This window comes from Actinoplanes sp. NBRC 101535, assembly GCF_030269225.1.
In the GTDB taxonomy this organism is placed as follows: domain Bacteria; phylum Actinomycetota; class Actinomycetes; order Mycobacteriales; family Micromonosporaceae; genus Actinoplanes; species Actinoplanes rectilineatus.
The window spans coordinates 60,604-82,267 of the sequence record NZ_BSSY01000022.1; the positions used below are offsets into that span (position 1 = coordinate 60,604).

The 21,664-nt window shown below is 70.2% G+C and carries 26 protein-coding genes, 1 pseudogene and 1 riboswitch; of the genes and pseudogenes, 17 read left to right on the top strand and 10 right to left on the bottom strand.

Annotation, left to right across the window (positions count from 1 at the left end; all coding sequences use genetic code 11):
• Positions 1-33 precede the first annotated feature (33 nt).
• Entirely contained in the window at positions 34-201 is a 168-nt protein-coding gene (locus QSK32_RS39050) for a hypothetical protein (protein WP_285474758.1), read from the bottom strand.
• Positions 202-208: 7 nt separating this feature from the next.
• Here QSK32_RS39050 and rpe point away from each other — a divergent pair, with 7 nt between their 5' ends.
• Complete coding sequence (gene rpe / locus QSK32_RS39055; RefSeq protein WP_285474759.1) at positions 209-886, top strand: ribulose-phosphate 3-epimerase; 678 nt, start codon at positions 209-211, stop codon at positions 884-886.
• Between the two features lie 72 nt (positions 887-958).
• Positions 959-1,975, top strand: a complete 1,017-nt coding sequence (locus QSK32_RS39060) for a GGDEF domain-containing response regulator (RefSeq protein WP_045743178.1) — start codon at positions 959-961, stop codon at positions 1,973-1,975.
• A gap of 239 nt (positions 1,976-2,214) precedes the next feature.
• On the opposite strand, the gene QSK32_RS39065 is transcribed toward QSK32_RS39060, so the two are convergent.
• Both QSK32_RS39065 and QSK32_RS39070 read right to left on the bottom strand, forming a co-directional pair.
• Positions 2,215-2,907, bottom strand: coding sequence for a lysophospholipid acyltransferase family protein (locus tag QSK32_RS39065; RefSeq protein WP_045743177.1), 693 nt, complete (start codon positions 2,905-2,907; stop codon positions 2,215-2,217).
• 137 nt (positions 2,908-3,044) lie between these two features.
• Complete coding sequence (locus QSK32_RS39070; RefSeq protein ID WP_285474760.1) at positions 3,045-3,617, bottom strand: TetR/AcrR family transcriptional regulator; 573 nt, start codon at positions 3,615-3,617, stop codon at positions 3,045-3,047.
• 136 nt (positions 3,618-3,753) lie between these two features.
• A riboswitch (FMN riboswitch) is annotated at positions 3,754-3,933 on the top strand.
• A gap of 125 nt (positions 3,934-4,058) precedes the next feature.
• Between QSK32_RS39070 and ribD the strand changes: the two genes are divergently transcribed.
• From ribD to ribH, 4 genes and pseudogenes are all read left to right on the top strand, one after another.
• Positions 4,059-5,123 carry a bifunctional diaminohydroxyphosphoribosylaminopyrimidine deaminase/5-amino-6-(5-phosphoribosylamino)uracil reductase RibD gene (ribD, locus tag QSK32_RS39075; protein WP_285474797.1) on the top strand — a complete coding sequence of 355 codons (1,065 nt, stop codon included), beginning with the start codon at positions 4,059-4,061 and terminating at the stop codon, positions 5,121-5,123.
• Positions 5,124-5,723 carry a riboflavin synthase gene (locus QSK32_RS39080; RefSeq protein ID WP_045743174.1) on the top strand — a complete coding sequence of 200 codons (600 nt, stop codon included), beginning with the start codon at positions 5,124-5,126 and terminating at the stop codon, positions 5,721-5,723. It abuts the gene before it with no gap.
• A pseudogene (gene ribB / locus QSK32_RS39085) lies at positions 5,716-6,306 on the top strand (3,4-dihydroxy-2-butanone-4-phosphate synthase); the annotation flags it as partial. The gene QSK32_RS39080 and the pseudogene ribB, both read left to right, overlap by 8 nt.
• 75 nt (positions 6,307-6,381) lie before the next feature.
• Positions 6,382-6,858 (top strand): 6,7-dimethyl-8-ribityllumazine synthase, encoded by a 477-nt coding sequence (gene ribH / locus QSK32_RS39090; RefSeq protein WP_045743173.1) that lies wholly within the window; start codon positions 6,382-6,384, stop codon positions 6,856-6,858.
• A gap of 164 nt (positions 6,859-7,022) precedes the next feature.
• Here the strand turns inward: ribH and QSK32_RS39095 are convergent, their stop codons facing one another.
• The 3 genes from QSK32_RS39095 to QSK32_RS39105 are packed head-to-tail and all read right to left on the bottom strand — an operon-like array spanning position 7,023 to position 9,474.
• Complete coding sequence (locus QSK32_RS39095) at positions 7,023-7,763, bottom strand: amino acid ABC transporter ATP-binding protein (protein ID WP_045743172.1); 741 nt, start codon at positions 7,761-7,763, stop codon at positions 7,023-7,025.
• Entirely contained in the window at positions 7,763-8,602 is an 840-nt protein-coding gene (locus QSK32_RS39100) for an amino acid ABC transporter permease (protein WP_045743171.1), read from the bottom strand. The genes QSK32_RS39095 and QSK32_RS39100 overlap by 1 nt, the downstream gene beginning before the upstream one ends.
• Positions 8,599-9,474, bottom strand: a complete 876-nt coding sequence (locus QSK32_RS39105) for an ABC transporter substrate-binding protein (RefSeq protein WP_045743170.1) — start codon at positions 9,472-9,474, stop codon at positions 8,599-8,601. The genes QSK32_RS39100 and QSK32_RS39105 overlap by 4 nt, the downstream gene beginning before the upstream one ends.
• A 79-nt stretch (positions 9,475-9,553) precedes the next feature.
• On the opposite strand from QSK32_RS39105, the gene QSK32_RS39110 reads away from it, so the two are divergent.
• The 9 genes from QSK32_RS39110 to pheT all read left to right on the top strand — a co-directional run bounded on the left by QSK32_RS39110 (position 9,554) and on the right by pheT (position 17,364).
• Positions 9,554-9,817, top strand: a complete 264-nt coding sequence (locus tag QSK32_RS39110; protein WP_045743169.1) for a phosphoribosyl-ATP diphosphatase — start codon at positions 9,554-9,556, stop codon at positions 9,815-9,817.
• 41 nt (positions 9,818-9,858) lie between these two features.
• Complete coding sequence (hisG, locus tag QSK32_RS39115) at positions 9,859-10,701, top strand: ATP phosphoribosyltransferase (RefSeq protein ID WP_045743168.1); 843 nt, start codon at positions 9,859-9,861, stop codon at positions 10,699-10,701.
• The gene (locus tag QSK32_RS39120; RefSeq protein WP_045743167.1) at positions 10,701-11,147 is read left to right on the top strand and encodes a PH domain-containing protein; all 447 of its coding nucleotides are present in this window, start codon (positions 10,701-10,703) and stop codon (positions 11,145-11,147) included. Before hisG ends, QSK32_RS39120 begins: the two co-directional genes overlap by 1 nt.
• 351 nt (positions 11,148-11,498) lie before the next feature.
• A complete protein-coding gene (gene infC / locus QSK32_RS39125; RefSeq protein WP_045743166.1) occupies positions 11,499-12,125 on the top strand; it encodes a translation initiation factor IF-3 in 627 nt (208 codons plus the stop codon).
• Positions 12,126-12,180: 55 nt separating this feature from the next.
• Positions 12,181-12,375, top strand: coding sequence for a 50S ribosomal protein L35 (gene rpmI / locus QSK32_RS39130; protein WP_014446292.1), 195 nt, complete (start codon positions 12,181-12,183; stop codon positions 12,373-12,375).
• A 38-nt stretch (positions 12,376-12,413) separates the two neighbouring features.
• Positions 12,414-12,806, top strand: a complete 393-nt coding sequence (rplT, locus tag QSK32_RS39135) for a 50S ribosomal protein L20 (protein ID WP_045743165.1) — start codon at positions 12,414-12,416, stop codon at positions 12,804-12,806.
• 73 nt (positions 12,807-12,879) lie between these two features.
• Positions 12,880-13,653: a TrmH family RNA methyltransferase gene (locus QSK32_RS39140; RefSeq protein WP_045743164.1), complete on the top strand. Its 774-nt coding sequence runs from the start codon at positions 12,880-12,882 to the stop codon at positions 13,651-13,653.
• Positions 13,654-13,820: 167 nt separating this feature from the next.
• A complete protein-coding gene (locus QSK32_RS39145; protein ID WP_045743163.1) occupies positions 13,821-14,882 on the top strand; it encodes a phenylalanine--tRNA ligase subunit alpha in 1,062 nt (353 codons plus the stop codon).
• Positions 14,883-14,886: 4 nt separating this feature from the next.
• Positions 14,887-17,364 (top strand): phenylalanine--tRNA ligase subunit beta, encoded by a 2,478-nt coding sequence (gene pheT / locus QSK32_RS39150; RefSeq protein ID WP_045743162.1) that lies wholly within the window; start codon positions 14,887-14,889, stop codon positions 17,362-17,364.
• Between the two features lie 89 nt (positions 17,365-17,453).
• On the opposite strand, the gene QSK32_RS39155 is transcribed toward pheT, so the two are convergent.
• Positions 17,454-18,071 carry an isochorismatase family protein gene (locus tag QSK32_RS39155; RefSeq protein ID WP_045743161.1) on the bottom strand — a complete coding sequence of 206 codons (618 nt, stop codon included), beginning with the start codon at positions 18,069-18,071 and terminating at the stop codon, positions 17,454-17,456.
• A 24-nt stretch (positions 18,072-18,095) separates the two neighbouring features.
• On the bottom strand, positions 18,096-18,533 hold the full coding sequence (locus tag QSK32_RS39160; RefSeq protein ID WP_045743160.1) for a MarR family winged helix-turn-helix transcriptional regulator: 438 nt from the start codon (positions 18,531-18,533) through the stop codon (positions 18,096-18,098).
• A 73-nt stretch (positions 18,534-18,606) separates the two neighbouring features.
• On the opposite strand from QSK32_RS39160, the gene QSK32_RS39165 reads away from it, so the two are divergent.
• The gene (locus QSK32_RS39165) at positions 18,607-18,825 is read left to right on the top strand and encodes a hypothetical protein (RefSeq protein WP_045743159.1); all 219 of its coding nucleotides are present in this window, start codon (positions 18,607-18,609) and stop codon (positions 18,823-18,825) included.
• Here the strand turns inward: QSK32_RS39165 and QSK32_RS39170 are convergent, their stop codons facing one another.
• Positions 18,826-19,131 carry a hypothetical protein gene (locus QSK32_RS39170; RefSeq protein ID WP_045743158.1) on the bottom strand — a complete coding sequence of 102 codons (306 nt, stop codon included), beginning with the start codon at positions 19,129-19,131 and terminating at the stop codon, positions 18,826-18,828.
• A gap of 35 nt (positions 19,132-19,166) precedes the next feature.
• On the opposite strand from QSK32_RS39170, the gene QSK32_RS39175 reads away from it, so the two are divergent.
• Positions 19,167-19,850 (top strand): class I SAM-dependent methyltransferase, encoded by a 684-nt coding sequence (locus tag QSK32_RS39175; RefSeq protein WP_285474761.1) that lies wholly within the window; start codon positions 19,167-19,169, stop codon positions 19,848-19,850.
• Between the two features lie 900 nt (positions 19,851-20,750).
• On the opposite strand, the gene QSK32_RS39180 is transcribed toward QSK32_RS39175, so the two are convergent.
• On the bottom strand, positions 20,751-21,518 hold the full coding sequence (locus tag QSK32_RS39180; protein ID WP_045743156.1) for a GNAT family N-acetyltransferase: 768 nt from the start codon (positions 21,516-21,518) through the stop codon (positions 20,751-20,753).
• Positions 21,519-21,664 lie beyond the last annotated feature (146 nt).

The following is a 21,664-nucleotide window of genomic DNA, read 5'->3' on the forward strand; positions in this document are numbered from 1 at the left end:
CAGGACGAGGGGGCCGGGGCGAACCGGCCCCCTTCATGATGACCTGGCGGTGACCCGCCCCACCATGCCGGCCGCCGGCGAGGAGCTGATCCGGCCCTGCCCGGGTTCGCCCCGGACCGCCACCACCGGGGTGCCCGGCCGGCCGCACCGGGCCTCGGTCGCCGTGACCGCGGGCGGCGGCTTGACCAGCAGGTCATACACTGCAGGCGTGAAACCGTCGCCGATCATCGCGCCCAGCATCCTCGCCTCGGACTTCTCCCGCCTCGCGGAGGAGGTGCACGCCATCGAGGGCTCTGCCGACTGGGTGCACGTCGACGTCATGGACAACCACTTCGTGCCCAACCTGACGCTGGGCCTGCCGATCGTGCAGAGTCTGCGCAAGGCGACCACGATCCCGTTCGACGTCCACCTGATGATCAACGATCCGCAGCGGTGGGCGCCGGGCTACGCCGAGGCCGGGGCATACAACGTGACCTTCCACGCGGAGGCCTGCGACGACCCGGTGGCCCTGGCCAAGGACCTGCGGGCGGCGGGTGCCAAGGCCGGTCTGGCGATCGACCGGGACACCCCCGTCGAGCCGTACCTGGAGTTGCTGCCCTATCTGGACACCGTCCTGATCATGACGATCAAGGCGGGTTTCGGCGGTCAGTCGTTCCTCCCGGAGATGCTGCAGAAGGTGCGTGACGTGCGCCGCCGCGTCGACGTCAACGAGCTCGAGGTCCGCATCGAGGTGGACGGCGGCATCGCGGCCAATACCATCGAGCAGGCCGCCGAGGCGGGCGCCGACGCGTTCGTGGCCGGCACCGCGGTCTACGGCGCCACCGACCCCGCCGAGGCCATCCGTAAGCTGCGGGGACTCGCGGCCGCCAAGATGGGACTGGCGTGACAGCCGTCCGGGGGACCATTATCTAGGCTCAATACCCCGGACGAGCACGAACCGGACGAGCAGGAAGGTGCGATGAGCACGGCTGAGTCGCGACCCGAGACCATCGATGCGGAGCTCGATCCCGAGGAGGGCCCCTCGCTCATCCTGGTGGTCGACGACGATCAGGACATCGCCGCCTTCGTGGAGTTCAACCTGAAGGTGCTGGGCTTCGCGGTGGTCCGCGCCCGGGACGGCGTCGAGGCGCTCGACATCATGGAGACGCAACGGCCCGACCTGGCCATCATCGACTGGATGATGCCGCGCATGGACGGCGTCGAGTTGATCAGCCGGATGCGCGCGGAGCCGCTCACCTCCACCACCCCGGTGATCATGCTGACGGCGAAGAGTCTCACCGTGGACAAGGTCTACGGCCTCACCACGGGCGCCGACGACTACCTGGTCAAACCGTTCGACACCGCCGAACTGATGGCCCGGGTCACCACCACGCTGCGCCGCAACAAGGAGACCCGTGAGGTGTCGCCGCTGACCGGCCTGCCCGGCAACGCCCGGGTGCGCCGCGAGATCGGCGACCGGATCCGGAACGGCTCCGACTTCTCGGTCGGCTACATCGACATCGACCGCTTCAAGAGCGTCAACGACGTCTACGGCTTCGACCGCGGCGACGACTTCATCATCGCCCTCGCCCGCAGCCTGCAACGGGCCGCCCAGCAGACCGGCAAACCGTCGATCTTCCTCGGCCACATCGGCGGCGACGACTTCGTCTTCATCTGCCAGCCCGACCAGGTGCTGCCGCTGACCAAGCGGATGGTCACCGACTACGAGCTGGCGGCGGACCGTCTCTACGAGCCGCGGGACGCCCAGCGCGGCTACATCGAGGTGCCCGACCGCCGCGGCAACAAGCAGAAGGCCGCCCTGGTCACCCTCTCGATCGGCGTCGCCCAGGCGACCGCCGACGGCCGCCGTTTCGCCGATCCCCGGGTGGTGATCGGCGTCGCCTCCGAGATGAAGAAGGTGGCGAAATCCCAGCCCGGGTCCTACGTCGCCATCGACCGGAGGCGCAGCGAGGCGGAGGAGACCCCGTTCGGGTGAGGGCGGTCGTCTCCCTCCCTCTTCCTTCTTCTTGTACGCCTGAAACGCCCGTTTGCCGTCGTTAGGCAGTAAAACTCCAGATTCTGTGCCGAACCACCCGACCCGAACGCGCACATCCGAACGTCACCGCGCCTGTCAGCCGCAGCCGCGCCTGTCAGCCGCAGCCGCAGCCGCGCCCGTCGGCCGGAATGTCAGCACGGGCGCGGTGAGCGGGCGATACCCGGAAGCGGCCCCGAGGCTCAGGGGGCGCGAGGCGGCGCATATGTCGGAACGTACTCCTGATGGGTCAGCGACTGGATGGCCGCCAGCAGTTCGTCAGTGACGGCACGTACCGTGACCGGATCGTCGGCGGTAGCCGCCCCCGGTAGCGCCGGACCGACAGTGATCGTGACGGGCCGGCGGCTCGGGGCGAGGATGTCGCGGGCCGTGGCGTCGCCCGTACCGGTGATGCCGACCGGGACCACCGGCACGCCGGCCTGTGCCGCCAGCCGGACCGCTCCGGTCCGTCCCCGGTAGAGCCGCCCGTCCGGGGATCGGGTGCCCTCCGGGAAGACCGCCACCAGGCTGCCACCCCGCAGCAGCGGGACCGCCGCGTCGAACGCCGACAGCACCGCCCGTCCGCCGCCGCGTTCGACCGGGATCGCGCCCATCCCGGTGACGACCCGCCGGGTGAGGGCGCCCCGCAGGCCGGTGGCGCGGAAATACTCCGCCTTGGCCCAGAACGTGATGTGTCGCGGTATGCAGATGGCGAGGAACAGTTGGTCGCCGACGGACAGGTGGTTGGGGCAGAGGATCGCCCCGCCGGCCGGAAGGTGTTCGAGGCCGGTCACGGTGGGACGCCAGACCGTGCGGAGCAGGGCACCGAGTGTGCGGTCGGTCAGGGCGTAGAGGGGCGGGGCGCCGGGAGCGAGCCGGCTTGCGCTGCTGGTCACGTGAGTACTCCGGGGTGGGCGGTGACGCTGCCGGGGTGCGAGGAGGACTGGGCCGGTGTGGTGGTCCCGCCACCGGAGGCGGGCGGGGTCGGGTGGCTGGTCCGGTGTGGTGGTCCCGCCACCGGAGGCGGGCGGGATCAGGTGGCTGGTCCGAGATGGGCGGTCAGGATGGCGTCCAGGGTCGGGCCGATGTCGTCGGATCCGGTGACCAGTCGAAGACTGCCCCATGCCCGCAACTGCGCCAGCCCGTGCAGCGCCGACCAGAGTGCCGCCGCCGTCACCTCCGGCGCCGGGGTGGCCCGGGTCTCGGCGATCAGGGTCGTCAGCAGGCGGAACAGCGGAAGGCTGGTGTCCCGCAATCCCAGGTGCCCGCTCTCCAGCAGGTCGTGGCGGAACATCAGCTCGAACATGCCGCGTTCGGACGCCGCGAAGTCCAGGTAGACCCCGGCCAGCAGTGCGAGCCGGCGACGGGTGTCCGCCTCCGGCCCGGACAGCGCCGCATCACACCGCTGAGCCAGGGAGGTGAATCCGGCCGCGGCGATGGCCGACAGCAGCGACAGGTGGGTGGGGAAGTGTCGCCGTGGCGCGCCATGGGAGACCCCGGCCCGCCGGGCGATCTCGCGCAGCGTGAGGGCGGTCGGTCCCTCGGATCGAAGCAGTTCGACCCCGGCCCGTACCAGTCGGTCGCGTAGTCCCAGGTCGACGTCCATAGACAGTGTCTACCAGGCTCCGATTGACACTGTCTACCCCGAGCTCGTGAGTGTCCACCGGCAAGCCCGCTGTGAGGTAGCTCGCCCGGTGGGTGGCAAAACCGTGACGGCGTGCAACACTCGGGGATGACCCACCACGCGCTGGCGGGACTCGGTGAAATTCCGAACCGGCGGTGATCCGGTGCTCCGGCACTGGTAAGCCCGCGACCCGGACGTCGACCATGACGGACCGGTGGACCTGGTGAGACTCCGGGGCCGACGGTTGATCGAGCGGCATGACCGCACGATCAGACAGTCCGGATGGGAGACAGCGCGCGGAGTCGGATCGGCGTGCCCTCGTGGGCCACGCCGGCCGGGGGTGCGCGAAGCGTACCCTCATGTCCGATCTCCCGGCCCTCCCCTGCTCTCTCGCGCGTGATCGAACCGCGCGAGAGGAACACGATGACCGAGGACGAGGCGATGCGCCGCGCTGTCGCGCTGGCCGCCAAGGGTCTCGGCACCACCAGTCCCAACCCCGTGGTCGGCTGCCTGCTGCTCGATCCCGGCGGCGAGGTGGTCGGTGAGGGCTTCCATGTGTACGCCGGCGGCCCGCACGCCGAGATCGTGGCGCTGGCGCAGGCCGGTGAGCGGGCCCGGGGCGGAACCTGCGTCGTCACGCTGGAGCCGTGCGACCACACCGGGCGCACCGGCCCGTGTTCGCACGCGCTGATCGCCGCGGGCGTCCGCCGGGTGGTCGTCGCCGTCGACGATCCGACGCCGATGGCCGCGGGCGGCGCGAGCACGCTGCGGTCCGCCGGTGTCGAGGTGGAGTCCGGTCTGCACCGGGCCGCCGCGGAGGCCGGCAACATCGCCTGGCTGACCGCGGTACGCCGGGGCCGCCCCTACGTGACCTGGAAGTTCGCCGCCACACTCGACGGTCGTTCGGCCGCCGCGGACGGTTCCAGTCAGTGGATCTCGTCGCCCGCGTCGCGCGCCGACGTGCATGTGCTGCGCAGCACGGTGGACGCGATCGTCGCCGGGGTCGGCACCGTGCTCGCCGACGATCCGCAGCTGACCGTGCGGGATCTGCGGGACGGCACGCTGGCGATCAAACAGCCTCTGCGCGTGGTGGTGGACTCACGGAGGCGTACCCCGGAGAAAGCCCGCGTGCGGGATGCCGCGGCACCCACCTGGATCGTCACCGCGGAGGCGACCGGCGCCGGCCCGCAGGGTCGTGTCGATCTGGGCGTGATGCTCACCGAGCTGTATGCGCGCGGGGTGCGCAACGTCCTCCTGGAGGGCGGCCCCACGCTCGCGGGCGGCTTCCTGGAGGCCGGACTGATCGACCGGGTGGTCGGTTATGTCGCGCCGAAGCTGCTGGGGGCCGGCCGCGCCGCCCTGCAGGACGCCGGGATCGGTGCCATCGCCGACGCGGCCGTCCTGGAATTCACCGACATCGCGCAGATCGGCGGCGACCTGCGCTTCACCGCCACGCTCCGCCACGAGCTCCGACAAGGGGAGATCTGAATGTTCACCGGCATCGTCGAGGAACTGGGTGAGGTCGTCCGTCTCACCGAGGGCAGCGAGGACTCGGCGGTCATCGCCGTCCGCGGTCCGCTGGTCACGTCGGACGCCCGCGACGGCGACTCGATCGCCGTCAACGGCGTCTGTCTGACCGTGATCGACAACGTGGACGGCGTGTTCACCGCGGACGTGATGGGCGAGACGCTGCGGCGTTCGTCGCTGGCCGCGCTGGCCGTCGGCGGCACCGTCAACCTGGAGCGGGCCGCCGCGCTGGGCAGCCGTCTCGGCGGTCACCTGGTACAGGGGCACGTCGACGGGGTGGCGACCGTGATCGGCCGTGAGCCGGCCGACAAGTGGGAGGTGGTGACCTTCTCGCTCCCCGCCGAGCTGGCCAGATACGTCGTGGAGAAGGGTTCGATCACCGTCGACGGGGTGTCGCTGACGGTCATGGCGGTCACCGCCGACACCTTCTCGGTGGGTCTGATCCCGGCCACGTCGAAGCACACCGTGCTGGGTTCCAAATCGGCCGGTGATCCGGTCAACCTCGAGGTCGACGTGATCGCCAAGTACGTCGAGAAGATGCTGGGGAGCCGGGATGTCTGAGCGGGTGGAACGCGCGATTGCCGCGATCGGGAACGGTCAGGCGGTGATCGTGGTCGACGACGAGGACCGCGAGAACGAGGGCGATCTGATCTTCGCGGCCGAGCACGCCACGCCGGAACTGGTGGCGTTCATGGTCCGGTACACGTCGGGTTACATCTGCGTGCCGCTGCCGGAGGCCGAGGCGGACCGGCTGGACCTGCCCCCGATGTTCCGCACCAACCAGGACAAGCGGGGGACGGCGTACGCGGTGACCGTCGACGCCGCCGCCGGGGTGAGCACCGGCATCTCGGCCGCCGACCGGGCGCACACCATCCGCCTGCTGGCGTCGGCGGACACCCGCCCGGACGATCTGTCGCGTCCGGGGCACGTGGTGCCGCTGCGGGCGAAGCAGGGCGGCGTGCTGAGCCGGCCCGGGCACACCGAGGCGGCGATCGACCTGGCGGTGCTCGCCGGGTGCCGGCCGGCGGGGGTGCTCTGCGAGATGGTCAACGACGACGGCACCATGCAGCGCCTGCCCGACCTGGAGCGGTTCGCGGCGGAGCACGGCCTGGTGCTGATCAGCATCGCCGAACTGGTCGTCTACCTCCACGAGCGTTTTGGGGTTTTGTGGGGAAAACAGCCGGTTGAGGCGGGAAGATAATGATGAAGGGGGACTTATATGGCCGGCTTTGGTGACCCGCACATGGAGACCGTCGACGGATCCGGGCTGAAACTCGGCATCGTCGGGTCCCGGTGGCACAACGATCTCGTCGACCACATGATCAGCCGGGCCGAGGAGGCCGCGAAGGCGTGCGGCGTCGCGAACGTGCTCACCGTGCGGGTGGCCGGCTCGGTGGAACTGCCCATCGTCGCGCAGGCGCTCGCCAAGAAGTGCGACGCGGTGGTTGCGCTCGGCGTTGTGATCAAGGGCGAGACACAGCATTTCGAGTACGTGTGTGACGCCGTCACCGAGGGCCTGATCCGGGTGGCGCTCGACGAGCAGAAACCGGTGGCCCACGGCGTGCTCACCGTGCACAGCCTGGGCCAGGCCCGCGACCGGGCGGGCCTGGAGGACTCGATCGAGGACAAGGGCTGGCAGTGCACGGTGGCCGTGCTCGACGCGGTGCTCGCCATCCGCGAGGTGCAGAAGGCGTGACCCCACACCGCTTGTGTTGATTAAGGGCGCGCAGCGCGCCCGAAATCAACACAGCGGGCGGGGTGTGTTGGTTTGTGGCGTGCTGCGCGCCTGAAATCAACACGCGGGCGGGGGTGTGTTGATTTGTGGCGCGCTGCGCGCCCTAAATCAACACACCGGTGTTTCTAGAGGCGGCCGGCCTCGATGATCCGGCCCAGGAACTGACGGGTCCGCGCCTCCAGGGGATCGCCGAGCACCTGCTCCGGCGGTCCCTGTTCGAGCACCCGGCCCGCGTCCAGGAACGCCACCCGGTCGGCGACCTGCTTGGCGAACCCCATCTCGTGGGTGGCCAGCACCATCGTCATGCCCTCGCCCTTGAGCTCACGGATCATGGTCAGCACCTCGCCGACCAGCTCCGGGTCGAGCGCCGAGGTGACCTCGTCGAGCAGCAGCAGCCGCGGGTTGTTGACCAGGGCCCGGACGATCGCGACCCGCTGCTGCTGGCCGCCGGAGAGCCGGTCCGGGTACGCGCCCGCCTTGGCCGCCAGCCCGACCCGCTCCAGCCAGGTCATCGCCTGGTCCTTCGCCTCGGCGGCCGGCCGCTTGTGCACCCGGATCGGCGCCAGCGTGATGTTGTCCAGCACCGTCATGTGCGGGAACAGGTTGTACGACTGGAAGACCAGTCCGATCTTCTGGCGTACCTTGTCCGGGTCGGCCCGCGGGTCGGTGATCTCGGTGCCGTCCAGCAGGATCGCGCCGTCGTCGATGTCGGTGAGCAGGTTGACGCAGCGCAGCAGCGTCGACTTGCCCGAACCGGAGGCGCCGATCAGCGCGATCACCTCGTGCTCGGCGACGTCCAGGCTGAGGCCGTCGAGGATGACGTGGTCGCCGAACACCTTCCGGACGTCGGTGCAGGAGAGAAGCATCAGGACCCCGCGTTCTGGCGGCGGGCCGCCCGCAGTGTCACCCAGTCGGTGACGCCGATCAGGGGCAGGGCGAGCAGGACGAAGAGCACCCCGGCGACGATGTACGGGGTGAAGTTGGCGTCCTCGGCGACACCGATCTGGGCCGCCCGGATCGCGTCGATGGGACCGGCCAGCGAGATGAGGCCGACGTCCTTCTGCAACGCCACGGTGTCGTTGAGCAGCGGCGGGGCGACCCGGCGGACCGCCTGGGGCAGGACCACGTGCCGCATCGCCTGGCGGTAGCTCAGGCCCAGGGACCGGGCGGCGGCGATCTGGCTCGGATGCACCGACTCGATGCCGGCCCGGAACACCTCGGCGAGGTACGCGCCGTAGGTGACGACGATCGCGGCGCCGCCGAGGACCAGCACGTCCGGGGTGCCCTGCAGGCGCAGCCCGGGGATGCCGAAGGCGTACAGGTAGATCACGATGATCAGCGGCAGACCGCGGAACGAGTACGTGTATCCGGTGGCGATGGCGCGGACGGGGAAGAACACCGGCCCGCGCAGTGTCCGCAGCACGGCGATCAGCAGGCCCAGGGAGAGCGCCGCCGCCGCGCAGAAGACCAGCAGCTTCAGGTTGAGCCAGAGGCCGTCGAGGATCGCCGGGAGGTGGCGCTGTGCCACGTCGAGATCGAAGAACGACTGCTTGACCCGGTCCCAGCCGGGTGCGCCGGTGACGCCGACGGCGAGCAGTGTGCCGACGACCGCGGTGGACACGGCCGCGAGCAGAACCGAGCGGATCGCCTGCCGTCGCCGGTAGGCGATCCGCTCGAGTTGCCGGGTGCTGGGTTTGTGCTTCACGAGAGTTCGGGCGCTCCCGCGCTGTCGGCCAGCCAGGTCTTCTCGAGCACCGCGAGGGTGCCGTCCTGGCGCAGCTGGTCGACGGCCTGGCTGACACATCCGGTCAGCGAGGAGCCCTTGTCGAGGAGGACGCCGAACTGCTCGGGGACGCCGACCTGGGGCAGCTGGCCGATGATGATGCCGTTGTCGAGCTCGGCGCCGGTCATGTAGAACGCCGTCGGCAGGTCGACCACGATGCCGTCGACGGTGCCGTTGACCAGGGCGGCCTTGGCGTCGTCGTTGTTGTTGAACACCGAGGCGCCGGTGGCCGGCTTGATCAGGTCGGTGATCGCCTGGTAGCTCGTGGTGCCGACCTGGGCGCCCAGCTTGGCCTTCTGCAGGTCGGCGATCGACTTCGCGTTCTCGATCTTCGAGCCCTTGACGGTGATCACGGTCTGCCGGGCCAGGTAGTACGGCGAGGAGAAGTCGACCGCTTTCCGGCGCTCATCGGTGATCGAGACCTGGTTGATGTCGATGTCGAACGGCTTGGGTCCCGGCGCGATGGCGTTGGTGAACGTCACCGACGCCCACACCACGTCGGTCTTCGCGTATCCGAGGCGCTCGGCGATCTGGTAGGCCACGGCGGATTCGAACCCCTCACCGCTGTCCGGTTTGTTGTTCTTGAACCATGGCTCGTAGGCGGGCGTGTCGGTGCCGATCGTGAGCTTGCCCGTCGTCAGGGTGGCGAGCGTGCCGGGCGCGCAGGCGGCGGCGGAGGACGATGCGGAGGCGCTGGTGGTGGCGCTCTCCTCTTCCACGGGGGAACATGCCGTGACGGTGGCGAGCAGGAGCGCTGCGCCGCCGACGGCCACGGGGGTGAATCGGCTGACCATGCCGGGCAGCTTAGAAGACTGTCCCACGGGCTGGGGCCGTTCGTGGTCAAGACGTGATGAGCTGCAAGAATCGTGTCCCGTGAAGACGTTCGAAGAACTGTTTGCCGAGTTGCAAAGCAAAGCGGCCGAGCAGACACCCGGTTCGGGCACCGTGGAGGCGCTGCAGCGCGGTGTCCACTTCATCGGCAAGAAGGTCGTCGAAGAGGCGGCCGAGTCGTGGATGGCGGCCGAGCACGAAGGCCCCGAACGCGCCGCCGAGGAGATCTCTCAGCTGCTCTACCAGGCCCAGGTCCTGATGATCGCGACCGGGCTCGAGCTCAAGGACGTCTACCGACATCTCTGACGTGACCCCGATCCGTCCGTCAGATTCGAAGGAGCACGTCAATGCTGCGCATCGCCATTCCGAACAAGGGGACCCTGTCCGCACCGGCTTCACAGATGTTGCGGGACGCCGGTTACCGCCAGCGGACCGACCCCAAGGATCTGCTCTGCCGTGACGAGGGCAACAACGTCGAGTTCTTCTACCTGCGGCCGAAGGACATCGCGACGTACGTCGGCTCGGGTGATCTGGATCTCGGCATCACCGGCCGGGACCTGCTCGTCGACTCCCGGGTCACGGCCACCGAGCTGCTCGACCTGAACTTCGGCCGGGCGACGTTCCGGTGGGCGGTGCCCGCGGGCACGCTCACCAGCGCGGACGAGATCGGTGGCAAGCGGATCGCCACGGCGTACCCCGGGGTGGTCGGGAGTTATCTGGCCGAGCACGACCTCAAGGCGGACGTGGTACGCCTGGACGGCGCGGTGGAGAACGCGGTCCGCCTGGGCGTCGCCGACCTGATCGCCGACGTGGTGGAGACCGGGGCGACACTGCGCCAGGCCGGCCTGGTCACGCTCGGCGAACCGATCATGCAGTCGTCGGCGATCCTGATCGGCCGCGACGCGGAGCCACCGGCCGGGGCGTCGCAGCTGCTGCGCCGGCTGCAGGGGGTACTCGTCGCCCGCAGCTTCGTGATGCTCGCGTACGACGTCCGTGCCGACCTGCTGGAGCAGGCCACCGGCCTGACCCCGGGTATCGAGTCACCGACCGTGTCCCCGCTGCACCGTGAGGGCTGGGTCGCGGTGCAGGCCATGGTGCAGCGCGCCGACGTACACCGCATCATGGACGAGCTCTACGAACTCGGCGCCCGTGCCATCCTCGTCACCGACATCGCGAACTGCAGGCTGTGATGACCTCTGTGATCTACCGACCGAAGAAGATCCGCTGGGTGGCCGGCCCGATGGCCGCCGCGGTGGTCATCCTGTTCACCGTGCTCAGCTTCGGGCTGACCGGTAACGCCGGCTTCGAGAACTCGCAGGCCACGTTCCAGCGCGGCGACCAGCTCGCGATGATCGGCGTCGGGATCCTGATCGGCCTGGGTGTGCTGGCGTTCTGCCGGCCGCGGGTGGCCGCGGACGCCGAGGGCGTACACGTGCGCAACGTGATCGGCGGGTACGACCTGCCGTGGAACGTGGTGGCCGCGGTCCGGTTCGACCGGAACTCGGCGTGGGCGCACCTCGAACTGCTCAACGACGATCAGGTGCCGGTGCACGCTCTGCAGGCGGTCGACAAGGACTACGCGGTGGACGGGGTCCGCGCGCTGCGGGCCCTGCACGCCGACGCGACAACCGCCTGATAGACTCACGGTAGTCGACCACGTCTCCCGCTTACTCTCTTCGCCGAGAGCCGAGCGGGGGCGCGAAAGAGGAGCCCGCAGGTTCCCACCCGAGTCATTGACTATGGCCGGGTCCGGTCAACCCGACGGGAATGATCCTGTCCGGGTGCGCGTCCTCCAGGACGCCGATGACCGGTCGAGCGGGCCCCGGCATGCGCTGATTTCCGTCAGCCGCACGCGGGGCCTTCTGCTTTCCCGGCGTCCCGCCTCGGCGGGACACTCGGGGCCGACCGCCATTGGCACCGCCGCACGACCGGTTCGTGACGGCGGAGAACAACGTTCTGAGGAGGCCCCATCAGCGTCGAACCACGCGTGAACGAACAGATCCGGGCTCGTGAGGTCCGCCTGGTCGGTCCGGAGGGTGAGCAGGTCGGCATCGTGCCGCTCGAGCGCGCTCTCCAACTGGCTGCGGACGTCGACCTGGACCTGGTCGAGGTTGCTCCGATGGCGCGGCCGCCGGTGTGCAAGCTCATGGACTTCGGCAAGTTCAAGTACGAGAGCGCACTCAAGGCCCGCGAAGCTCGGCGCAACCAGCAGCAGACCGTCATCAAGGAAATGAAGCTGCGGCCGAAGATCGACCCGCACGACTACGCGACCAAGAAGGGTCACGTGGTGCGGTTCCTCAAGGCGGGCGACAAGGTCAAGGTGACGATCATGTTCCGCGGTCGTGAGCAGAGCCGCCCGGAGCTGGGTTTCCGGCTCCTGCGCCGGCTCAGCGAGGAGATCTCGGAACTGGGCTTCGTCGAGGCCAGTCCGAAGCAGGACGGCCGAAACATGATCATGGTGCTGGCTCCGCACCGGGCCACCAAGGCCGCCGCGGCCGCCACGATCGCCGCCAACGCACGTCCGCCGCGTGAGCCGCGCGAGGGCGATGTCGAGGGCGACGCCGTCGAGACGGAGCCGGCGGCCGCCGAGGTCGTCGAAACCACCGCAGAGTAGTCAGCTTTTCCCCGCGTCCCCCCGGTCGCGGGGAAAGACCAGAAAGAGGCGTCAAGTGCCGAAGATGAAGAGCCACACCGGCATGGGTAAGCGGGTGAAGGTCACCGGCAAGGGAAAGCTCGTCACCGAGCAGGCCGGCAAGCGTCACCTGCTGGAGCACAAGTCTTCCCGGGTTACCCGCCGGATGACCGGAACGGTCACCGTGGCCAAGGCCGACACCAAGCGAGTGAATAAGCTTCTGGGCCGCTGACGCGCGCCAGACTCGTTCCCCTTAAGGAGTAACTAGAAATGGCACGCGTCAAGCGGGCGGTAAACGCCCAGAAGAAGCGCCGCACGCTGCTCGAGACCGCGAGCGGTTACCGCGGTCAGCGTTCCCGGCTGTACCGCAAGGCCAAGGAGCAGGTGCTGCACTCGATGCAGTACTCGTACCGGGACCGTCGTGACCGCAAGGGCGACTTCCGCCAGCTGTGGATCACGCGTATCAACGCGGCCTCCCGGGCCAACGGTATGACCTACAACCGCCTGATCCAGGGTCTGAAGCTGGCGGGCGTCGAGGTCGACCGGAAGATCCTGGCTGACCTGGCGGTCAACGACGCCACCGCGTTCGCGGGCATCGTCGAGATCGCGCGTGCGGCCGTCGCGGCCGAGGGCACCGGCGGCGCTGCCGCGCAGGCTGCCTGAACTATCGCGTAGCACGTTTGTGAGGCGTCTCCCGGTGATACGGGAGGCGCCTCCTGCCTTTAGGTCGGAGCGCATGTTCACACCCCGTACCCCCAGAATCGTCTCCGCCCGGCGCCTGCAGCGTCGCCGGGACCGTGACCAGAGCGGCCGTTTCCTGGCCGAAGGCCCGCAGGCCGTGCGCGAAGCGCTGGCCGCCGGAGTCGTGCTGGAGCTGTTCGGCACGGGCCCCGCCCTGGACCGGTACGCCGAGCTGGCCGCGCAGGCCCCGGAGGTCTCCCCGGTCACCGAGGAGGCGCTGGCCGCGCTGGCCGAGACCGTCGCGCCGCAGGGCCTGGTGGCGCTCTGCGAGCAGGTCGACGTGCCGATCGCCGAGGCGCTGGCCAAGAAGCCGCGCCTGGTCGCGGTGGTCGCCGAGATCCGCGACCCGGGCAACGCCGGCACCGTCCTGCGCACTGCCGACGCGGCGGGCGCCGGTGCGGTGATCTTCGCCGGGGACGCCGTCGACCCGTACAACGGCAAGTGTGTACGCGCCTCCGCCGGCTCGTTGTTCCACGTGGACGTCGTGCGTTCCCCGTTGAGCGTGCTCGACCTGCTGCAGGACTCCGGCCTGCAGGTGCTGGCCACCAGCGGCACCGGTGACGACGATGTGGACTCGCTGCTCGACGGCGGGCTGCTGGCGTCCCCGACCGCGTGGCTGTTCGGGTCCGAGGCGCACGGGTTGCCGGCGTCGGTGCTGTCCGCGGCGGACCGCCGGGTCCGGGTGCCGATCTACGGCGAGGCGGAGAGCCTCAATCTCGCGGCGGCGGCTGCTGTCTGTCTTTATGCCTCGGCCCGCGCCCAACGCTGACGGTATGCTGGGCCGCATGTCGGATCGGAAGTTTATGTGGCCCGCTGGTCGCGGGCGCCGGATCTGACACTCTCCTGCGCTGACTGCCCTGACCGGCGGGCTGCGGCTCAGCCGTGCCTCCGTACACTGCCCGATGGCTCATCCGGTGTGAGGGAGTTCGCCCTACCATGTCCTACCGCAACGATCCGTACGACCCGAAGCAGGCAGCCCTGCTCGACCCTTCGTCGTTGGAGGGCGCTGTCGCCGAGGCGGAGAAGGCGTTCGCCGCCGCCGCCGACCTCGACGCGCTCGCCGCGCTGAAGCCCGCGCACCTCGGCGACCGCTCGCCGGTGTCGCTGGCCCGCCGCGAGATCGGCTCGCTGCCGCCGGCCGCGAAATCCGACGCCGGCAAGCGCGTCAACATCGCCCGCCAGGCGGTTCAGGGTGCCTACGACGCCCGGCTCGCGGAGCTCACGGCCGACCGTGCCGCCCGCGTGCTGGTCGAGGAACGCGTCGACGTCACCCTGCCGTGGACCCGCCGCCCGCGGGGCGCCCGGCACCCGCTGACCACGCTGATGGAGCACATGGGCGACATCTTCGTCGGCATGGGCTACGACATCATCGACGGTCCCCAGCTGGAGCTGGAGTGGGCCAACTTCGACGCGCTCAACATCGGACCGGACAACCCGGTGCGCGGCGCCAGCGACACGTTCTTCGTGGACCTGCCCGGCCTGGTGATGCGGACCCACACGTCGCCCGGCCAGGTGCGCACCATGCTCGACCGGCAGCCCCCGATCTACGTGGTCAGCCCGGGCCGGGTCTACCGGACCGACGAGCTGGACGCCACGCACAGCCCGGTCTTCCACCAGATCGAGGGCCTGGTCATCGACGAGGGCATCACGATGGCCCACCTGCGCGGCACCCTGGACCACCTGGCCCGGTCGCTGTTCGGGCCGGACGCGCGGACCCGCTGGCGTCCGCACTACTTCCCGTTCACCGAGCCGTCCGCCGAGTTCGACGTCTGGTTCGCCGAGCACCGCGACGGCCCGCGCTGGGTCGAGTGGGGCGGCTGCGGCATGGTCAACCCCCGGGTGCTGACCGCCTGCGGCATCGACCCGGACCGCTACTCGGGTTTCGCGTTCGGCATGGGCGTCGAGCGGACCCTGATGTTCCGCAACGGCGTCTCCGACATGCACGACATGGTCGAGGGCGACGTGCGGTTCACCACGAACTTCGGAATGGAGTCCTGAAGCGATGAAGACGTCACTGTCGTGGCTGCGCGAGTACGTCGAGCTGCCCGCCGGGGTCACCGCTTCGGAGCTCGACACCGCGCTGACCGAGCTCGGCATGGAGGTCGAGGGGATCGTCGACCAGGCCGCCACCGTCACCGGTGACCTGGTCGTCGGCCGGGTGCTGACGATCGAGGAGCTGACCGGCTTCAAGAAGCCGATCCGGTTCTGCACGGTCGACGTGGGCAACGAGAAGCCGCAGGAGATCGTCTGCGGGGCGCGGAACTTCGCCGAGGGCGACCTCGTCGTGGTGATCCTGCCCGGCGGCGAGCTGCCCGGCGGTTTCAAGATCGGCGCGCGGAAGACGTACGGGCGCAACTCGCACGGCATGATCTGTTCGGCCGCCGAGCTGGGTCTCTCCGGCGACCACGACGGCATCATCGTGCTGACGCCGTCGGACGCGACCGTGCCCGGTGTGGACGCGCGTCCGGTCGTCGGGCTCGACGAGGTGCTGATCGAGGTCGAGATCACCCCGGACCGGGGTTACGAGATGAGCGTCCGCGGGATCGCGCGGGAGCTGGCCGGGTACTTCGGTGTCCCGTTCACGGATCCGGGTCTCGGGGCCGCCGCTTCCGGGGGCGAGTCGCCTTACGACGTGGAGATCCAGGACATCGTCGGCTGTGACCGGTTCGCCGCCCGCGTGGTCCGCGGCATCGACCCGTCCGCCACGTCCCCCGCGTGGATGCAGCGCCGCCTGATCGCGGCCGGCATCCGGGCCATCTCGCTGCCCGTCGACATCACCAACTACCTGATGCTCGAACTCGGCCAGCCGATGCACGTCTTCGACGTCGACCGCCTCAACGGCGGCCTGGTCGTCCGGCGGGCCCGGGCCGGCGAGAAACTGACCACGCTGGACGGCGTCGCGCGCGTACTCGACGCCGAGGACATGGTGATCTGCGACGAGACCGGTCCGATCTCGCTCGCCGCCGTCATGGGCGGCCAGACCAGTGAATGGCAGGAGGGCACGGTCGACGTGCTCCTCGAGGCCGCCCACTGGGACGCGGTGATGGTCGGGCGCACCGCCCGCCGCCACAAGCTGTTCAGCGAGGCCGCCAAGCGGTGGGAACGTGGTGTCGACCCGCAGCTGGCGCTGGTCGCGCTGGAGCGTGCCGTCGAGATCCTCACCACGCACGCCGGCGGCACCGTCGACCCGGGTGTGCTCGACATCGACAACGTCGTGCCGCCCACGCCGATCACGCTGCCCGCCGCCCTCCCGACCGAGATCACCGGAGTGGTGTACCCGGTCACCCGGGTCATCGAGCTGCTGAACCAGGTCGGGGCCGAGGTCACCGGCGAGGAGACGCTGACCGTCGTGCCGCCGAGCTGGCGTCCCGACCTGCTCGCCCCGATCGACCTGGTCGAAGAGGTGGCACGCCTCGGCGGATACAACGACATCCCCAGCAAGCTGCCCCGGGCCCGGAGCAGCAGCGGCCTCACCCCGGCGCAGAAGCGGCGCCGGTCGGTGGGCCGGGCGCTCGCCGAGAACGGATACGTCGAGGTCCTGTCGTACCCGTTCGCCGCCGCCGGGAGTGCCGACGCCCTCGGCCTGCCCGCCGACGACGCGCGGCGCAACGCGGTGCGGCTCAGCAACCCGCTCTCCGAGGAGGAGCCTCAGCTCCGGACGAGCCTGCTCGCCACGCTGCTCGGCACCCTCAAGCGCAACCTCGGCCGCGGTCACCGCGACGTGGCGCTCTACGAGGTCGGCACGGTGTTCCAGCCCGGCCCGGCGGCCGCCGCGCCGCCGCTCCTGGGTGTCGACCGCCGTCCCACCGACGAGGAGTGGGCGGCCGCGAACGCGGTCGTCCCCGCCCAGCCGTGGCACCTCGCCGCGGTCCTCGCCGGCGACGCGGAGCCCGCCGGCTGGTGGGGTGCCGGACGCCCGGCCACCTGGGCCGACGCGATCGAGGCGGCGCGCATCACGCTTGCCGCGGCGGGCGTTCCCGCGAACACCGTCGGGGTACGCGCTGCCGAGAACGCGCCGTGGCACCCCGGCCGGTGCGCGGCGATCACCGTCGACGGCACGGTCGTGGGCCACGCGGGTGAGCTTCACCCGGCCGTGCTGGCGGCGTTCGACCTGCCGAAACGCACCTCGGCCGTCGAACTCGACCTGGACGCCCTCCCGGACGCCCCGGTCGTCTACGCGCCGACGATCTCCACATTCCCGCCGGCGCTGCTCGACGTGGCGCTGATCCTGGACACGACGGTCCCGGCCGGCGAGGTCCAGGCGGCTCTCGCCGAGGGTGCGGGACCGCTGCTGGAGTCGGTCGCGCTCTTCGACGTGTACGAGTCGGCGCAGGTCGGCGAGGGCAAGCGGTCGCTGGCGTACAAGCTGACGTTCCGCGCGCCGGACCGGACCCTCACGTCCGAGGAGACCATCGCGGCCCGTGACGCGGCTGTGGCCGTCACCGCGTCCCGATTCGGGGCGACCCTCCGCGGGGCCTGATCCCTTCACGGAAAGCGCGTGGTGACCCGACTCGGGTCACCACGCGCTTTCCGTCTGTATGCCCTGGTGTCTCGTCGTATGTCCTGGTGTCAGGGAAGCAGGGCGATCAGTTCGGCGGTGGTGGCGGATTCGGCCATCTTCGGGAAGATCCGTTCGACGCTGTTGCGGTGCGCCTCGGGGTCGATGTCGGTGAGGGCGTCGACGGCGAGCGTGACGTGATAGCCGTGCTCGTGGGCGGCCCGCGCCGTCGACTCCACGCCGAGGCTGGTGGCCACGCCGGTGAGCACGACCTGGGTGATGCCGCGGCGACGCAGGCGCAGGTCGAGGCCGGTGCCGTGGAAGCCGCCCCAGGTGTGCTTGTCGATCACCAGATCGTCGTCGGTGGCCAGGCCTTCGACGAGTAGTTCGCCCGCTCTCACCTCCGGGGACACTTTCGCCGGGGCCGGGGCCGGTGTTGCCGTCGTGGCGTCGGCCGGGGCGGGTGCGGGGCGGCGGGCGTCGATGCGGGTCGAGGTGGCGTCCTGCGGCGAGGCGACGTCACGCAGCAGGATCACCGGAAGTCCGCGGCTGCGGAACGCCTCGGCCAGCGCGATGCTGCGGGCCACCACGTCGGCCGCGGAGTGTGGGGCGAGCGGCGCGGCGAGGATCCGGCGCTGAACGTCGACGACCACCAGCGCGGTCCTCGGGTCGATGGTGGAGACAGGCATGGTGCGGCCTTTCGATAGAGCGGTTCAGAGATCGGAGAGCCGGTCGAGCAGCGCCATCGCCTCGAGGATCTTCTGGCGTTCCGCCTCGGTGTAGTGCTCGGTCAACGCGCTGACCAGCCACTCCTCCCGCTGCCGCCGCCACCCGAGGATGGCCTGCTCTCCGGTGCCGGTGAGCGAGACGATCTGCCGCCGTCCGTCGGCCGGGTCGGGCTCCCGCTTGATCAGGCCGTGTTGTTCGATCACCGCGAGGGTGGCGGACATGGACTGCGGGCGGACCCGTTCGGCCGCGGCCAGCGAACTCATCGTGGCCGGGCCGCCGCGGTCGAGGCGGCTGAGCACCGCCATCTGCGAAGGCGTGAAACTGCCGATGCCGGTGGCCTCCCGCAGCCGCCGCCAGATCCGGCTGAACACGACCCGGGTCTCACCGGCGGCACGCGCCGCCGACGCGGGGATCTCCGTCATGATCCCTACCTTAGATTCTTCAGGTAAAACTGAACAGTCCAGCCTGAAGGAAAGGGTCGGCTAGGGTCGGGGCATGTTCGGCCGAATTCTGCGTGACCTGACCATCAACGATCTGACGGTGGCGGGCCCACTGGTCATCGCCGTGCTCAGCGTCGTCCGCGCGATCCGGGCCGACGACGCCTTCACCCGCTGGTCGTGGGCGGCGGTCGCGGCCGTGATGGTGGTCGTCTGCGTCGGCTACCTGATCGGGGTCGCCCGCAACCGCGCACGCCTGCGCGACGCCGAGGACTGATCAGAGACAGTCAGGTCTGGCGGCCAGGAGAGCTCGGGCGGCCGGGCGTTCCTCGGTCGTGACCCGGGTGCACCCCGACTCGACCAGCGTCCACGCGCCGCCGGCCATCGCCGCGTCGAGCCGTTCCCGCAGGCCCTCCACCCGATGCGGCTCCACGGCGAACAGAATCCGCACGAACGACCGGTCACCATCGGCCGACGTCAGCACCCGGTGTGCCGCTCCGGCCAGCACCCCATCGATAACCATTACCGGATCGTTCTCGGTCACCGGCACGATGATCGCCTGGTGGGCGTAGACCTGTCGCATGGCCGAACGGTAGCCCGGGGTGCCAGCATGACGCCATGACGCGGGGATTCCGGAAGGGCTACACAGGCAGCGGACCAGGCGACTTCACCCCCGACGGCTGCGCGGTCGACCTCTACTCCCGGCTCCCGGCCCGCGGCGAACCGGAGATCATCGCCGCGGCGGCGCCACCACCGGCGACACTCCTCGAACTCGGCTGCGGCGCAGGCCGGGTGACTCACCCCCTGCTCTCCCTGGGGTACGCCGTGACAGCAGTCGACGAGTCCCCCGAAATGCTGGACCGGATCCGCGGCGCGCGGACGATCAGGTCCAGCATCGAGGAGTTGGACCTCGGCGAAACCTTCGACGTGGTGCTGCTCGGCTCGTTCCTGATACACGCCCCCCACCCGGTCGGCGACGCCCTGCTGGCCACCTGCCGCCGGCACGCCGCACCCGGCGGCGTGGTCCTGATCCAGCACGAGGGCCCCGACTGGCACAAGAACGTACCCCGCGAATCCCCGCTCGGCGACGGCGTGGCCCGGGCGCTCTCCTCCACGGACCAGGGCGACGGCACACGCCTGATCCGATTCGAGTACGCCTTCCCCGACGCCACCTGGACCCAGGAGTTCCGGTCCCGCCCGCTTTCCGCCGCCCAGTTCGAGGAGACGCTGAACAGGGCAGGCCTGCGCCTGGACCGCCGCCTGACCGAAGACGACACTTGGGCAGCCGCCGTCCCGACCTGAACCGCTCCCCGTCGAACCTTGCTCTGTCGGACTTCGCTTTGTCGGATCTCGCTTTGTCGGATCTCGCTCTGTCGAACATCTCCCGCTCGGACCTCGCGGTGTCGGACTTCGCCCTGTCCGCGAGCCGAGACCGACGGCAGACAACGGCTCGCCCGCGCCGACGTAACTCAGCCCGATGTGATCACGATCCTGACCAGGGAATCCGTCTCGGCCACTCCCGAGTGGCCTTACGCCCGGCCCGGCCGTCATCCATGGTCGGCCCGCAAGCCGAAACCGACCATGAACGGCGGCTGGCCCACCCCGGGCCGTCGTTGGGGGTTGGTTTCCGCGGGTTGGGTAGCCGTCAGCGACGGCTGGGGACGCCGGGCCGTCGTTGACGGTTGGTTTCCGCGGGTTGGGTAGCCGTCAGCGACGGCTGGGGACGCCGGGCCGTCGTTGACGGTTGGTTTCCGCGGGTTGGGTAGCCGTCAGCGACGGCTGGGGACACCGAGCCGTCGTTGACGGTTGGTTTCCGCGGGCTGAGTAGCCGTCAGCGACGGCTGAGGACACTGGGCCGTCGTTGAGGGCTGGTTTTCGCCGGTTGGGCAGCCGTCAGCGACGGCTGGGGACGCCGGGCCGTCGTTGAGGGCTGGGATCGAACGGCTGTGCGGTGAACCGGTGTGCGCTGACCGACTCCACGGCAGGCCGTGCCGTGCCAACGCCCCGCGCCGTGTCAACGCCCCGCCGTGTCAACGGCACGCCACGCCCGGCCCCGCCACGCCAATGCCACCCCCGCCCCGCCCCGCCAATGCCACCCCCGCCCCGCCCCGCCACGCCAATGCCACGCCCCGCCACGCCAACTGCATGCCGCGGCACGTGCCGGTGTTGAGGGCTGGGGCGTGCCGTTGGCGTGGCGGTGTGTCAGGGCAGGGACGGTTCGGGCATCGAGATGTAGAGGCGGTTGCCGGCCCTGCTGAAGCCGACCCGTTCGTACACCCGCCAGGAATCCGGTCCGGACGCCTCCAACCAGGCGAAGTCGGCACCCCGCGAGAACAGGCGCTCGGTGATGCCCGCGGTGACGGCGCCTGCCACGCCGCGGCGACGGAACGCGGGACGGACCGCGATGCCGGCGATCTCGCTGACCCCGTCGGACGGGACGGTGGCCTGCCCGCCTCCGGCGCAGTCCCCGCCGGAGGTCCGGGCGGCCAGGATGACGCCGCCGTTCTCCTGGAGGCGGCGGAATCGCTTGATCTGGTCCGGGTAGGCGACCGGTGTCCCGCCGAACGCCTCGTTCTGGGCGGCGGCCAGCCCGGCCCGGTCGTCGTCGGTGGCCGGGTCGGCCAGGGTGAAGCCGTCCGGCGCGGGCGGGACGATCAGCGACCCGGGGGTGCAGTTGAGGTAGTCGTGGCGTTCCTCGACGGCGAACCCGGCGTCGAGCAGCAGCGTTTCCAGGCCGGGGGAGGTGACCGTCACGTATTCGAGCCGTGGCCGGCGGCCGGCCTCGCCGAACGCCTTGACCAGGGCGGTCACGTCAGCGGCGGTGATCGGGGCGCCGGGCACCGGAGTCGCGTAGTTGATGAAGGGGCTGTCCGTCTCCGGGTCGATTCCGATGACGAACGGTCCGCTCTCGACGGACTGCCGGCGGGAACGGAGGGTGGACACGACGGAGCGCTGGATGCGCAGATCCATGGTGGGATGACCTTTTCGCGATGAAGAGAGTGCCGTGAAGGCATGCGGGAGCGTCGTGGGGCCACCGCTGAAGCAAACTCAGCAGCGGCCGCTGGGCCGGGCCGAGATCATTGGCGTCACTCTTTCGCAGACAAGAAGGTTCGCAG